The sequence below is a fragment of the Streptomyces deccanensis genome, assembly GCF_022385335.1.
GTDB classification, from domain to species: Bacteria; Actinomycetota; Actinomycetes; order Streptomycetales; family Streptomycetaceae; genus Streptomyces; species Streptomyces deccanensis.
On record NZ_CP092431.1, the window covers coordinates 3,875,694 to 3,888,377 of the forward strand.

At 71.8% G+C, this 12,684-nt stretch carries 11 protein-coding genes; 2 read left to right on the forward strand and 9 right to left on the reverse strand.

Going from position 1 to position 12,684, the window contains the following annotated elements:
* Positions 1 to 21: 21 nt before the first annotated feature.
* The 5 genes from sbnB to L3078_RS17275 form a co-directional block, all read right to left on the reverse strand.
* Positions 22 to 1,029: a 2,3-diaminopropionate biosynthesis protein SbnB gene (gene sbnB, locus L3078_RS17255; RefSeq protein WP_239754676.1), complete on the reverse strand. Its 1,008-nt coding sequence runs from the start codon at positions 1,027 to 1,029 to the stop codon at positions 22 to 24.
* Between the two features lie 149 nt (positions 1,030 to 1,178).
* The gene (gene sbnA, locus L3078_RS17260; protein ID WP_239754677.1) at positions 1,179 to 2,126 is read right to left on the reverse strand and encodes a 2,3-diaminopropionate biosynthesis protein SbnA; all 948 of its coding nucleotides are present in this window, start codon (positions 2,124 to 2,126) and stop codon (positions 1,179 to 1,181) included.
* A gap of 731 nt (positions 2,127 to 2,857) precedes the next feature.
* Positions 2,858 to 3,880 (reverse strand): glycoside hydrolase family 6 protein, encoded by a 1,023-nt coding sequence (locus L3078_RS17265; RefSeq protein WP_239754680.1) that lies wholly within the window; start codon positions 3,878 to 3,880, stop codon positions 2,858 to 2,860.
* Positions 3,881 to 4,443: 563 nt separating this feature from the next.
* Positions 4,444 to 5,154, reverse strand: coding sequence for a class F sortase (locus L3078_RS17270; protein WP_239754682.1), 711 nt, complete (start codon positions 5,152 to 5,154; stop codon positions 4,444 to 4,446).
* A gap of 8 nt (positions 5,155 to 5,162) precedes the next feature.
* Positions 5,163 to 6,095: a hypothetical protein gene (locus L3078_RS17275; RefSeq protein ID WP_420864071.1), complete on the reverse strand. Its 933-nt coding sequence runs from the start codon at positions 6,093 to 6,095 to the stop codon at positions 5,163 to 5,165.
* A gap of 267 nt (positions 6,096 to 6,362) precedes the next feature.
* Here L3078_RS17275 and L3078_RS17280 point away from each other — a divergent pair, with 267 nt between their 5' ends.
* Positions 6,363 to 8,018, forward strand: a complete 1,656-nt coding sequence (locus tag L3078_RS17280) for an IS200/IS605 family accessory protein TnpB-related protein (protein ID WP_239754684.1) — start codon at positions 6,363 to 6,365, stop codon at positions 8,016 to 8,018.
* A gap of 62 nt (positions 8,019 to 8,080) precedes the next feature.
* Here the strand turns inward: L3078_RS17280 and L3078_RS17285 are convergent, their stop codons facing one another.
* From L3078_RS17285 to L3078_RS17295, 3 genes are all read right to left on the reverse strand, one after another.
* On the reverse strand, positions 8,081 to 8,860 hold the full coding sequence (locus L3078_RS17285; RefSeq protein WP_239754686.1) for an HAD-IIA family hydrolase: 780 nt from the start codon (positions 8,858 to 8,860) through the stop codon (positions 8,081 to 8,083).
* A 548-nt stretch (positions 8,861 to 9,408) separates the two neighbouring features.
* Positions 9,409 to 10,209 carry a cell wall protein gene (locus L3078_RS17290; protein WP_239754687.1) on the reverse strand — a complete coding sequence of 267 codons (801 nt, stop codon included), beginning with the start codon at positions 10,207 to 10,209 and terminating at the stop codon, positions 9,409 to 9,411.
* Positions 10,210 to 10,378: 169 nt separating this feature from the next.
* Positions 10,379 to 10,747 (reverse strand): winged helix-turn-helix transcriptional regulator, encoded by a 369-nt coding sequence (locus tag L3078_RS17295; protein WP_239754688.1) that lies wholly within the window; start codon positions 10,745 to 10,747, stop codon positions 10,379 to 10,381.
* A 90-nt stretch (positions 10,748 to 10,837) separates the two neighbouring features.
* Here L3078_RS17295 and L3078_RS17300 point away from each other — a divergent pair, with 90 nt between their 5' ends.
* Entirely contained in the window at positions 10,838 to 12,133 is a 1,296-nt protein-coding gene (locus L3078_RS17300; protein WP_239754689.1) for an ester cyclase, read from the forward strand.
* A 129-nt stretch (positions 12,134 to 12,262) separates the two neighbouring features.
* Here L3078_RS17300 and L3078_RS17305 read toward each other — a convergent pair whose 3' ends face one another.
* A complete protein-coding gene (locus L3078_RS17305; protein WP_239754690.1) occupies positions 12,263 to 12,637 on the reverse strand; it encodes a Rossmann-fold NAD(P)-binding domain-containing protein in 375 nt (124 codons plus the stop codon).
* Positions 12,638 to 12,684 lie beyond the last annotated feature (47 nt).

Below are 12,684 nucleotides of genomic sequence, written 5' to 3' on the forward strand. Positions count from 1 at the left end.
CAGTTGTCCGGGGAGAAGTCGTCACCACCGCTCCGTCTCCCCGAAGAAGTCGGCGATGGAGGTGACACGGCCGGACCCGGCGGCCACGCGGTGCACTTCGAGACCCACGGCGAGGTCCAGGACGCCCAGGCCGAACGGGGAGAAGATGACCGGCTTGTCCGCGCCGACCGCGGCCTCCCCGTTGATCACCTCGGCGAGGGTGCCGGTGATGAAGTCCCGGTTGCCGTACTTCTGTTCGGCCAGATGCGGCGAGGTGTCGGCCTTCAGGCAGTGGTCGACGTCGTCCAGCACGTTGTAGGAGTCGGCGATGATCTCGGGGCCGATGTCCCGCAGGGAGATGTTGAGGACGATCTGCCCCGGGGCGAACGCGTCGGTGTCCAGGACGTACGGCTCCCCGGCCGTGGTGGCGAAGACGACCAGGTCGGCGCCGGACACGGCCTCCTGGAGGGTGCCGGCATAGGACGCCGGGTATCCCAGGCGCTCGGTGGCGTGGGTCGCCAGCGCGCTGCCGTACTCCTGGCTCAGGTCGTGCACCGCGACCTGTTCGAACGACCACTGCTCGGCGTGGAAGAACTCCAGGATGTTGCGGGCGATGATGCCCGCGCCCACGACCGCCAGCCGGCCGTCTCTGCGCTCCCCCGCGAGGACGTTCGCCGCGAGGACGGCCGACGCGGCCGTGCGGGCGGCGCTGATCTGCGAGGCCTCCAGGAGCGCGAAGGGGTAGCCGGTCTCGGCGTCGTTCAGGACGAGCGTGGCCGAGGCCCGGGGTATGCCGCGCTGGATGTTGGCCGGGAAGCTCGCGATCCACTTGATGCCGGCGACCTCGCGCTCACCGTCGAGGTAGGCGGGCAGGGCGATGATCCGGTCCCCCGGCTTCTCGGGGAAGCGGAGGAAGTAGCTGTCCGGGTTCACGGAACGCCCGGCGTGGTGGGCGAGATAGGTGTCGCGCACGACCCGGACGATGTCCTGACGGCTGTCCCGGACGATGTCCTGGACCGTACGGCCGCCGACGACATCAAATTCGAACATGGTGACTCCTTCAACTGCTGCTGGACTGGTCGCGCGATGGGGCGATGGGGCGATGGCACGCTGACGCGATGTCGTGATGGGGCCCGGCGCGATGAGAGGTGAGAGGCGAGACGGTGAGGCGCCGGAGGGGTCGTTCGGTGAGGGAGCTGTCAGTCGTCGGCGGTGCCGAAGCGCTCGTCGACCCAGGCGTCGTCGTAGATCGTGTCGAGGTAGCGCTCGCCGAGGTCCGGGCTGATGGCGACCACCGACGCGCCCCGGGGGATCGCGTGGCGCCGGGCCGCGACGGCGGCGAGCACCGAACCGGTGGAGCCGCCGGCGAGGACGCCCCGCCGGGTCGCCAGCCGCCGGCACATGCGTACCGCCTCGACCTCCGGCACCATGACGACCTCGTCGACGAGCCCGTCACGGAAGATCTCCGGACGCCGGCTCGTGCCCAGACCGGGGATGTGCCGGCGGGCGGGCGGCGAGTCGAAGGTGACCGAGCCGACCGAGTCGACGGCGACGATCCGGGTCCCGGGCGAGTACTCGCGGAAGTACTCGGCGCAGCCCATGAGCGTGCCGGTGGTGCCGGCGCCCACGAAGAGCAGGTCGACCCCGCGCTCCTTGAGCAGGGCCGGGGCGGTGCGCCGGTAATGGGCCCGCGGGTTGGCCTCGTTGGCGTACTGGTTGGGCCACACCAGCTCGGGGTCCTCGCGCAGCCGGGCGTGGATGTGGTCGATACGGGACTGCAGGAAGCCGCCGTTGGCGTCCCTGCGGTCGACGACGACGACCTCGGCGCCGTACGCCCGCATCAGACGGAGGCTCATGGACGCGGTGTTGGGGTCAGCGACACAGGTGAACCGGTAGCCGCGGGCCGCGCAGACGGAGCTCAGCGCGATACCGAGGTTGCCGGAGGACGACTCGATGACCCGGCCGCCGGGCTTGAGCACGCCACGGCTCTCCAGGTCCTCCAGCAGGCCCACGGCCGCCTTCAGTTTGATGGATCCCGCGGGGTTGAGTCCTTCGATCTTGAGCGTGAGATCGACGTCGCCGATGAAACCGCTCAGGTCGAGAAAGAGATCGTCGAGTACCAGGTCATACGCATGACGAAAGATCATCGAGCACCTTCGGTAACGGGTCGAACGTGACGGAGGTGGTACGAGTGCGTGCGACGGCGGCCTCCGGCGGCACGACCACGACACCCTGGACGCAGTGTCGGCGCGGGTGTGCCCATGAACCATTTTTGGACATGGGCATGCCAAAACTGCGCGCATGGCCGTCGGAGGACGTGACGCGGAGGTGATCCGGGGTTCGCCGGCGGAGGACGGTGCCGCCCGCGCCACCGGACCGGAGGTCAGAAGGGCGCGGCCTCAGCCGTCGAAGGCGCCCGGCGAACCGGAGGGCGGCCCGGTGCGACAGGGCCGGAGGTGCGCCGGACATCGCCCGGACGGACAGGAACCGGTCCGGGCGGCGACGCGAGGGCCTTCCCGGACGAGATGAGTCGCCGACATCGAGCGGTGCGTCAGAGGGACGTCACCGCGACGGAGACGGAGCTCCGCCCACCCTGTCGGCAGGGCGACGGCACGTGTTAAGTGATCGTCCGTCTGCTCGCGGACCGAGGCCCCCGACGGCCCGGAACGGCATTCCCTCGGCGCGGCGACCGCACGCGTGACATGCACGCCTTTCCCCTTCCCCCGTTGGCGGCAACCGTGTTGCCCTTGCGTCACGGACCGGCGCTTCGACGCCCATCCGTGATCTTGAAGAAACTTTAGCCCACGATCTGTGACGGGTCTATGACAGCAGCGTTAAGGGCTGACGTAGGTAACCCTAAGTTCGTGGACGGCCATCGTCATCCGGACGCTTTGGCCAGATCAAGGGCGTATTCCGGCCACCACTCCCCCGCCTTCGGCCCGCCTTTGCACTCCCCGTCGGACTCCCCCGGGCGCTTGACCCAGAGATACGCGTCCACGAGCGGATCCGCCGTCTTCGTCGTCGGGGACTCCCCGAGGGCCCGCCCCGGCGGATTGCACCAGCGCTCGTCCTCGTCGCCCTCGTCCCAGGGGCCGTTGCCGTTGCGGCTGGTGTCGATGACGAAGGGCTTGTCCCCGATCTTCGAGGAGAGCTGCTTGCCGTACTCGATGGAGTCCTCGGTGGTGTAGAAGTTCGAGACGTTGACGGCGAAGCCGTCGGCCTGTTCGACGCCCGCCCACTTGAGGGGGTCGTAGATCTCCTCGGGGTCGCCCCAGCCCGCGTTGCCCGCGTCGAGGTACACCTTCGTGTTCTTCAGCGCGCCCAGCGTCTCGATCGCGCCCTTCAGCAGGTCGTACCGCTCCGCGTGGAACTCCTCCGGCGTACAGCCGTCCACCACGTGGAGCACCGCGTCGGGCTCCAGGACGATGGTGGCCGGACGGTCCCCGATGCCCCGGGCCACGCCGTCGATCCACGCCCGGTACGCGTCGCCGTCGGCCGCGCCGCCGCCGGAGTACTGGCCGCAGTCGCGGTGCGGGATGTTGTAGAGGACGAGGACGGCGTCCCGGTCGGCCTTCTCCGCGGCCTCGGTGAAGCCCTCGGCCTCCCGCTCCGGGTTCTCCGGGCCGATCCACTCACCGGTCGGCTGCTCGGCGATCCTGCGGATCAGCTTGGCGTCCTCGTCCTTGCCGGCCTTCTCGTAGGCGGCCACCTGCGCCGCCGCGTTCCCCTTCGGATTGACCCAGAACGGGTCCGTGCCGTTCGGCTGTTGGGTGATGCCGGCGCCGGAGTCCCGGCCCTTGTCCCCGTCACCGTCGTCCCCCCCGGAACAGCCGGCGAGCAGTAACGCGACCCCCACCACCGCCACGGACGCCCGAACCCCGGCCCCCCTACTGCCGTACATCCAACTCCCCCTTGGGTGCACCGTGTCGTAAGCCCCAATCCTGGCATAAATCCCGCCTCGCCAACGAGGTCGTCGCCACCCACCGGGCGCCCCCGGCACGGGAGGCGTGACGCGAAACCGCCCCGCACCGCCGCCACCTGATCCCCTGACAGAGCGTCACGGGCCGTCGACTTGGCGTCAAACAGCCCCTAGCCGGTGACGCCCCCACGCTCTAGGCTCGCAGTCGAACGGCCCCCGCCATCGGCCCGTCACACCCCTCTGTGGGCACCGCACACCCAGACCTCCCGCGTCGGCGCCGGGTCACTCGCGCGACCCGAGCACCCGCGGTCGAGGACCGGCCCGGCCGGCGGCCCCGGGGGGAGCGGGTCGCCGACCGGGCCGGGAGCACGCGGACTTCGCAGGTGCGGGGGTCACGTATCAGGGGCCCCTTGATGCTGGTCTCTTTCCGGTCAAAGTCCCGCTGTCCGCTGTGACGGTGAGAGTCCCGCTGTCTGCTGTCTGCTGTCTGCCGTCTGCCGTCTGCCGTCTGCCATCCGCTGTGCCTGCCACGGTCCTGTGCCGGGTCACGGTCCGGTGCCGCTCAGGTAGGCGTTGACGACGACGTTCGCCGAGTATGTGCGGGTCGCCTTTTCGAACGTGCCGCCGCAGGTGACGAGTCGGAGTTCGGCGCGCCCCGACTGCCGTACGCCGTAGGCCTGTCGGGCGTCGAAATCGTCGCGGCCGATGACCTGGACGTCGTCCACGGTGAACTCGGCCATCCGGCCGTCGCTGCGGGCCACCCGGATCTTGTCGCCGACGCGCATCGCGCTCAGCTTGTAGAAGACGGCCGGCCGGGTCTCGGTGTCGACGTGCCCGACGAACAGCGCGGCGCCCGTCGCCCCGGGCCGCGCACCGCCCGCGTACCAGCCGACGACGCCCGGCTGACCGTAGGACGGCGGTTCGACCGCCCCGTCCCGGTCGAGGCCGCGCGCCACGACCGGTGCCTGCACGCCCATCGAGGGAATGTCCAGCCGCTGCGGCTTCGCACCCTTCAACGGCTCGGCGGCGGGCGGCAGTTCGGCCTGGGCGGGCCGTCCGACGGCCGCCACGTCGCCGGTGGTCGGCGCGGAACTGCCCTGCCGTACGTCGGTGACCTCGCGGCCCCACAGCCACAGCGCGAGCAGCAGTACGGCCCACGCGACACCGGCGATGAACCGGCCGGTCCCGCCGCCGGACCCTCCCCCGAACCCGCCTTCGCCACCACTGCCGTTGTCCGAGTAGTCCCGTCCGGACATGGCGCCCCCTACTCCGTGCGGCGACCGCGGCCCCGGCGCGCGCCACGCGCCACGACCGCCACCGCCGCGACGCCGGCGAGGACCAGTCCGACCACCGCGTGGCGGGCGCCGGGACCGGTGTGCCGGGCATCGTCCATGGAGTTGGCCGGATCGGCGGAGGCCCGCGCGCCGACGGGGTCGGCCGCCGCCGCGAGCTGGTCCGCCGCTCCACCGCCGCCCGCACGGACGGGCGCGACCGGCGAGGAGGGCGCGGAGGGCCGCGGGTCGGAGGACCGCCCGCCGGCGGGGGGCTCGGCTGCCGGGGGTGGTTCGGGCCGGGGCGGGTTGGTTGGCGGGGGGCTGGTGCCAGCGGGAGGGCTGCTGCCGTTCGGGGAGCTGATGTCTGCCAGGGACCCAACGCCCGTCAAGGACCCGGTGTCCGCCAAGGACCCGGTGTCCGCCAGGGATCCTGTGTCCCCCAGGGGGCCCTTCTCCGCCAGAGGGTCGGTATCCGCCAGGGACCCGAGGGTCGTCGAGGATCCGGGGCCTGTCGTGGGCCTCCCGGCGCCGGTCGTGGTCGTGGGCCTCCCGGCGCCGGTCGTGGTCGTGGGCTTCCCGTCGCCGATCCTGATCGTCGCCGTGAGCTTGCCCGGCCTGCCGGCGCAGGTGACGCGTACCTCGTAGGTGCCGGGAGCGAGCGAGGAGCGGACGCGGGTCTCCCCGGCGAGCGTGCCGAGGGTTTTGCCCGTGAGCTGGGTGAGCTGAGCGTCCGCGACGAACGCGGTCGAGGTGGCCGCCCCCGTCTTCCCGCCGCAGCCGCCGGCCCGCACCTGGATGTCGGTGCCGGGGGCCGGTGAGGCCGGCACCACCGAGACGTTCCCCGAGTCGGCCGCGTGGGCCGGGGGCGCCGACGCGGCGAGCGCCGTCGCGATCACCGCCCCGGCACAGAGAGTGACTCGCACTGAGCCCATGGTGAACCTCCAGACACCCCCGAGACTCCCCCGCCGTACGCCGGGACGCATCCGGGGAGGCGTCCCGGCTGCTCCGTACGGGTGCCAGGGGGTTTGGAGCTGCTGCCGTTGGAGTGCGTTCAGAGCATTCGGGTGAGCGGGAGTGAGGGTGGAGGGCGGTGTTGTGTTGGGCAGCCTGCATGTCCGAACTGATGTACGTGCATCGATTATGTGACCTTCACGGATAGTGCTCGTTTCTCATGGCGACGGGGCATTCGAGTGAGCCTGGACGGGGGTGGCGGGGTGGGTGAGCTGCGGAGCATCGCGGCGCCGTTCGTCGCGTCCGGGCCGTCCGGCGCGGCTGTCCGGACCCGGCTCAAGCAGCTGACGCCGGGCGATGAGAAGGTGCTGCGGTTGGTGGGCGGGCATCTGGGGTCGTTGGCTTCGCGGGATCTCAAAACGCGCTGCCGGGACGCTCTGGAGCACTCCGCTAAGGCGTGGGCGGTCCGTAAGCGGGAGCTGACGCCGCTGTCGTCGTCGCGGTGGGCGGGCAGTGTCACCAAGGCCACGCATGACCAGTGGGCGCTGGCCCGCCGCTGTCAGTCGGCGCACATCCAGAACCTGGAAGCCGGCATCCGCACGATCGAGGCTCGGCTGGCGCTGCCGGTCGGACAGAAGGGGGCGAATAAGGCGCCGGGAGGTTACCGGTCGCGGCGGGAGTGGCACGCGAAGGCGCGGCGGCTGCGGGTGCTTCAGGACCGGCTGGCCGCCGTGCGGGCCGACTGGGAGACCGGGATCGTGCACGTCGTACGCGGCGGCAAACACCTGGTCCGCGCCCGGCACCACCTGGAGGCGGCCGGGCTGACGGAGCCCGCGTGGCGTGGGCGGTGGGAGGCGCAGCGCTGGTTCTTCCAGGCGGACGGGGAGTCCGGCAAGCGCTACGGCAACGAGACCATCCGTATCAGCCCCGACGGCGAGGTGAGCATCAAACTGCCCGCGCCGCTCGCGCATCTGGCGAACGCCCCGCACGGACGGTACGTCCTCACCGGCCGGGTCGCCTTCGCGCACCGGGGCGGTGACTGGGCGGACCGCGTCGCGGCGAACCGGGCGATCGCCTACCGCATCCACCTCGATACGGGCCCGGGCCGCTGGTATGTGACCGCGTCCTGGCAGATCCCGCCCACTCCGACCGTCCCGATCGAGGCGGCGCTCGCGCACGGCGTGATCGGCGTCGACATGAACGCCGACCACCTCGCCGCCTGGCGCCTGGACATCCACGGCAACCCGGCCGGCAGCCCGCGCCGCTTCTTCTACGACCTGACCGGCACCGCCGAACATCGTGACGCGCAGGTCCGCCACGCCCTGACCCGCCTCCTGCACTGGGCGAAGACCTGCGGGGTGAAGGCGATCGCGGTCGAGGACCTGGACTTCGCCACCGAGAAGACCCGGGAGAAGCACGGCCGCCGTAAACGCTTCCGCCAGCTGATCTCCGGCATGCCCACCGGGAAACTCCGCGCACGGCTGGCCTCGATGTGCGACGCCACGGGGATCGCCGTCATCGCCGTCGACCCGGCCTACACCAGCCGATGGGGTGCCCAGCACTGGCAAAAGCCCCTCACCAGCACCACCCGTAAGACCACTCGCCATGAGGCTGCCGCCGTGGCGATCGGAAGGCGCGCCCAGCAACACCCGGTCCGGCGACGGACGGCACCGCCCCCACACGACCGGAGTGATCGTGCGGGGCATCGGACCGTCCAGGCCGGATCAGGTGTTGCTGGGCGTGAGGGACCCCGCCCCCGCATTCCCGGACCACGGACACGATCCGTGCTGCCCGGGTGCGGAGCGAACGCGGGCAACCAGAACGCCCAACACCGTCCGGGGCGTTCGGCCGAGCACGAGACCTGGCAACAGGACTCACTCCCGCTCAGCCTTTAGGAACGGTTTATCCGGGGCCGGGCGCGACTCAGCGACCTCGCCCGAGTGTCGGAGCCCGAGTGTCAAAGACGGTCCACGAGGTCCGCGATCGAGTTCACGACCGTGGAGGGGCGGTAGGGGAACTTCTCGATCTGCTCGGGGGTGGTCAGACCGGTGAGGACGAGGAAGGTCTCCATCCCGGCCTCGATGCCCGCGAGGACGTCGGTGTCCATGCGGTCGCCGATCATCGCGCTGGTCTCGGAGTGCGCGCCGATCGCGTTCAGGCCGGTGCGCATCATGAGCGGGTTCGGCTTGCCGGCGAAGTACGGCTTCTGCCCGGTCGCCTGGGTGATCAGCGCGGCCACGGCGCCGGTCGCGGGCAGCGGGCCCTCGGTGGAGGGGCCGGTCTCGTCGGGGTTGGTGGCGATGAAGCGGGCGCCGCCGTTGATGAGCCGGACCGCCTTCGTCATGGCCTCGAAGGAGTAGGTGCGGGTCTCACCGAGGACGACGTAGTCGGGCTGGTGGTCGGTGAGGACGTACCCGATGTCGTGCAGCGCCGTCGTCAGACCGGCCTCTCCGATGACGTACGCCGTGCCGCCGGGCCGCTGGTCGTCCAGGAACTGGGCGGTCGCGAGGGCGGAGGTCCAGATGTTCTCCACGGGCACGTCGAGGCCCATGCGGGAGAGGCGGGCGTGCAGGTCACGGGCCGTGTAGATGGAGTTGTTGGTGAGCACGAGGAAGGGACGTCCGGACTCGCGGAGCTTCTTGATGAAGGCGTCGGCGCCGGGGATGGGCACGCCCTCGTGGATGAGCACCCCGTCCATGTCGGTGAGCCACGACTCGATGGGCTTGCGCTCTGCCATGTGCGATCTCCTGCCGGCGTCTGTCGATACCTGCCGTACGTCCGTACATCCGTACGGCCGGGTCCGCCCCAACCCTAGTGAGCCCTGGCCGAAAAGAGGAGGCCGATCTTGGCCGCTGAGACCGGGGTCGCTTCAGGTCAGCGGGGGTGTGGGGCGGGGCGGGGCCGGTGACGTCATCATCGGCGGGGGCGACGGGGCGGCGCGGGCGACGAGGGTCAAAAGTCGGCGAGGTCGGTGTGGGCGTCGGGGGTAGCGCGGAGCGCCGGGGTCGGCGGCGGCAGCGGCGCGGCGACCATCGATGACGGCGCGGGCAGCGACGGGATTCGTGGGCGTCCGCCGAGCATCGACGTCAGCGGCAGCAGCGGCGCGCGGCCATAGACGTCGGCGCGGGCAGCGACGCGGGCGAGGGCGTCCGCCGAGCATCGACGTCGGCGTGCGCGTCAGCGGCAGCAGCGGCGCGGCGACCATCGACGTCGGCGCGGGCAGCGACGCGAGCGAGGGTGTCCGCCGAGCAGCGACATCGGCGCGCGTCGGCAGCGGCAGCGTGGTCAGCGGGCTCGTCTGCGGACCGTTGCTGTCAGGAGGCCGCCGGCGGCCAGGAGCAGGAGGCCGGTCACGTAGGGGAGGGCCTCGCGCATGCCCGACGCGGCCAGTTCCTCGGGGTACGGCCGTCGCTCGTCCGGTACGGCCGCGCCGCCGCCCTCCTTCGCCGCGCCCCCACCGTCCTGGTCGGCCTCCACCCCCTCCTCCTCCCCGTCGGTGATCCGGAAGCGGTAGTCGTTCGACTCCCCCACCCACGCGCCGTCGTCACCGCGTCGCTCGACCACGGCCGCGTTCGCCACGACCTCGTTCGGCACGGCCGCGTCGGAGGTGAGGGAGAGGCGGACCCTGACGGCGACGGTACGGCCGGGCGGCACGGTGAATCCGGTTCCGCCGCCGTCCCCGTCCCCGCCGAGGACCCCGACCAGTTCGTCCGCGTCGGTCCGCTCGAAGGTCACCGCCCGGGATGTGGTGTCCTCGGCGTCGTCGTAGAACTCCAGCTGCGGCTGTGTCCGCTTCAGCGTGCGCGCGTCGTCGACCAGGACGACCACGGGGTGGATGTTCGCGCAGGTCCGCGAGGTGGTGTTGGTGAGCTCGACGGCCCAGGTGTGGAAGCCTCCGCCGGCGACGTACGTGGCGGGGCCGCCGCGGATACGCGTCCGGATGGGGAAGGCGCCGCTGTCGTCACCGACGCAACCGGGCCGCCGCGCGTCCGACACGGGCACGGACGCGGGCGCCGCCGCCGCAGGACCACTGACGGGCGCGGCTGCGGCGGCGAGGGCAAGGGTCAGGCACGTACACAGTCGCATGAACACATGACCATGCCACCGACCCGCGCGGGAACGCCCCGCCACGCCCCGGCCCCACGGGATCAGCCCGAATCTCCGCTCGATCAGCGGAGCCGCCGCCCCTCTCCTAGAAAGGGGACCCCAGGGCTGGGGACCGGGAGCTGAGGGCTGGGGACCGTGGACTGCCCACCTACGGGTGGGGTGTGTGCGTGTGCCGGTGGTGGGCGTAGTCGCCTGTGTGTTGCTCGGCCCAGTCCTGCAGGTGGCGCAGTGCGGTGGTGGCGCCGCGGGCGAGGTCGGTCAGGGCGTACTCCACCGTCGGTGGACGGCTGGCGTGCACGGTGCGGGTGATCAGTCCGCCGGCTTCGAGCTCGCGCAGCGTCTGCGCGAGCATCTTGTCGCTGACGCCCCCGGCGCGCCGCCGCAGCTCGGACCAGCGCTGTGGCCCGTCGACGAGATCGACCAGGACCAGGGTGGCCCACCGGGCGGTGACCAGGTCGAACAGCTGCCTGCTCGGGCAGGCCGGATCACGGACGTTGCCCCGCGCGCTTTCCTGCACGTGCTCACCTCACCCAAAGGTATGTACTTCCCAGCAGAAAGTACCTCGGGGAGAGTGAGTGGGCCAACCCCTGATCGTCAAGGAGTACCTGTGGTTACCGACGATGCCGTGACCCGCGCCGCGAACCCCCTGGCCCGCCCCGCGAACCCCGTGGCCCCCGCCGCGAACACCGTGACCGTGCTCGGCGGCCCCACCGCGCTGATCCGCCTGGCCGGATGGACGCTGCTGACCGACCCGACCTTCGACGCCGCCGGCACCGAGTACCAGGACGGCCCGGTCCGACTGCGCAAGACCGCCGACCCGGCACTCGAGCCCGCCCAACTGCCCGCTCTCGACGCCGTCCTGGTCAGCCACACCCAGCACCGCGACAACCTCGACACCACCGGACGTGCTCTGGCCTCCGGTGCCTCGCAGGTGTTCACCACCGTCGCCGGCGCCACCGACCTCGGAGGCGCAGCCGTCGGCCTCGAGCCGTGGCAGACGCGTACCCTGTCGATGCCGGGCCGCACGACGCTGAACATCACCGCGGTCCCCGCCCGCCACGGGCCCGCCGGCAGCGAGGGCCTCACCGGCCCGGTCACCGGCTTTCTCCTGCACACCGACGACGGCTCCGCACCGACGGTGTACGTCTCCGGGGACACCGTCGACCTGGACGCGATGAGCGCCCTGGCCGACCGGCACCGCGTCGACGTGGCGCTGCTGCACCTGGGCGCCGCCGGCTTCGAGGAACTCGGTGACGTACGGCTGTCGCTGACCGGGGACCGGGCCGTCGAGGCCCGCCGCCTGCTCGGTGACCCCCTCGTGGTGGCTGTGCACGCCGAGGGCTGGGCGCACTACACCGAAGACCGCGACCACGCCCGGCAGGCCTTCGACACCGCCGGTGTCCCCCTGCTCTGGCCCGTCCCGGGCCGGCCCGTCGCCCTGCCCGACCCGCACACCGCCGACACCTCACCCAGCGCCGCCGGCGCACTGGCCCGCTCCTTCTACGCCGCCGTCGACGCCCGTCCGTTCGCCCCCGAACGCGTGCGGGCCCACCTGGCCGAGAACTTCCACGACCACAACCGCCCCACCGGCTTCGGCGACGACGTCGGCGACCGAGACGTCCTCGTCATGCTGCTGACCGCACTGGCGGCGGCGTTTCCCGACGGCCGGCACACCGTCGAACGACTCACGCCGGTCGGCACCGACGAGGCCCTGCTGTACTGGCGCTTCACCGGCACCCACACCGGCACCGCGTTCCTCGGCGCCCCGGCAGCCGGTGCCCGCGTGGACTTCGTCGGCACCGACCTGTTCACCGCCGGCGACGGAGTCTTCACCGCCCAACGCCACGTCGAAGACCTCCTCACCCTCACCACCCAACTGAGCCCGGACCACACCCCTTCGTGACCGCGCCACCGCCCCCGCCGCCGCTGCCGTGACGGGGGCCCCGTCGCCCGACCGAGGTGCACCGGAGCGAAGCATTCGTGCACGGCTTCCGGCGTCACGTTCTCTCTTCGTCGCGGGCGGGCGCGTCGGCTACAGGCCGATCTGTGTGAGCCATTGGCCGGTGGTGCGCGGCGTCAGCCCCAGGAGCCGCTGGGCACTGTTGTGCGCGCTGACGGTGTGGTCCGGCACGGTGGCGAGGCCCTCGCACAGTGCGGTGACCGCGGCCGCTCCCGCGTCTCCGATCAGGGGGACGAGCAGGTGGCCGAACGCCTGGGGCGACAGGGGTTCGTAGGACACGCGCCGACCGAGGTGGTCGGTGAAGGCCTGGGCGAGGTCGGGCCCCGTGATCCCGGGGTGCTGTCCCACAGCGATCGTGCCGGTGACGTCGGGGCGATCGAACAGCGCGGCGGCGACGTCGGCGTTGTCCAGGTGCGAGGACCAGCCGTCAGCGCAGCAGGCGTACACCTGCTAGCCGAGCGAGCGACAGGTTTTCAGGGGCGCGGGGAACTGCG

Excerpts from the sequence above, each read along its gene's own strand:
- sbnB (WP_239754676.1), bottom strand. The coding sequence starts at position 1,029 with ATGTTCGAATTTGATGTCGTCGGCGGCCGTACGGTCCAGGACATCGTC.
- sbnA (WP_239754677.1), bottom strand. The coding sequence starts at position 2,126 with ATGATCTTTCGTCATGCGTATGACCTGGTACTCGACGATCTCTTTCTC.
- L3078_RS17265 (WP_239754680.1), bottom strand. The coding sequence starts at position 3,880 with ATGTACGGCAGTAGGGGGGCCGGGGTTCGGGCGTCCGTGGCGGTGGTG.
- L3078_RS17270 (WP_239754682.1), bottom strand. The coding sequence starts at position 5,154 with ATGTCCGGACGGGACTACTCGGACAACGGCAGTGGTGGCGAAGGCGGG.
- L3078_RS17285 (WP_239754686.1), bottom strand. The coding sequence starts at position 8,860 with ATGGCAGAGCGCAAGCCCATCGAGTCGTGGCTCACCGACATGGACGGG.
- L3078_RS17290 (WP_239754687.1), bottom strand. The coding sequence starts at position 10,209 with ATGCGACTGTGTACGTGCCTGACCCTTGCCCTCGCCGCCGCAGCCGCG.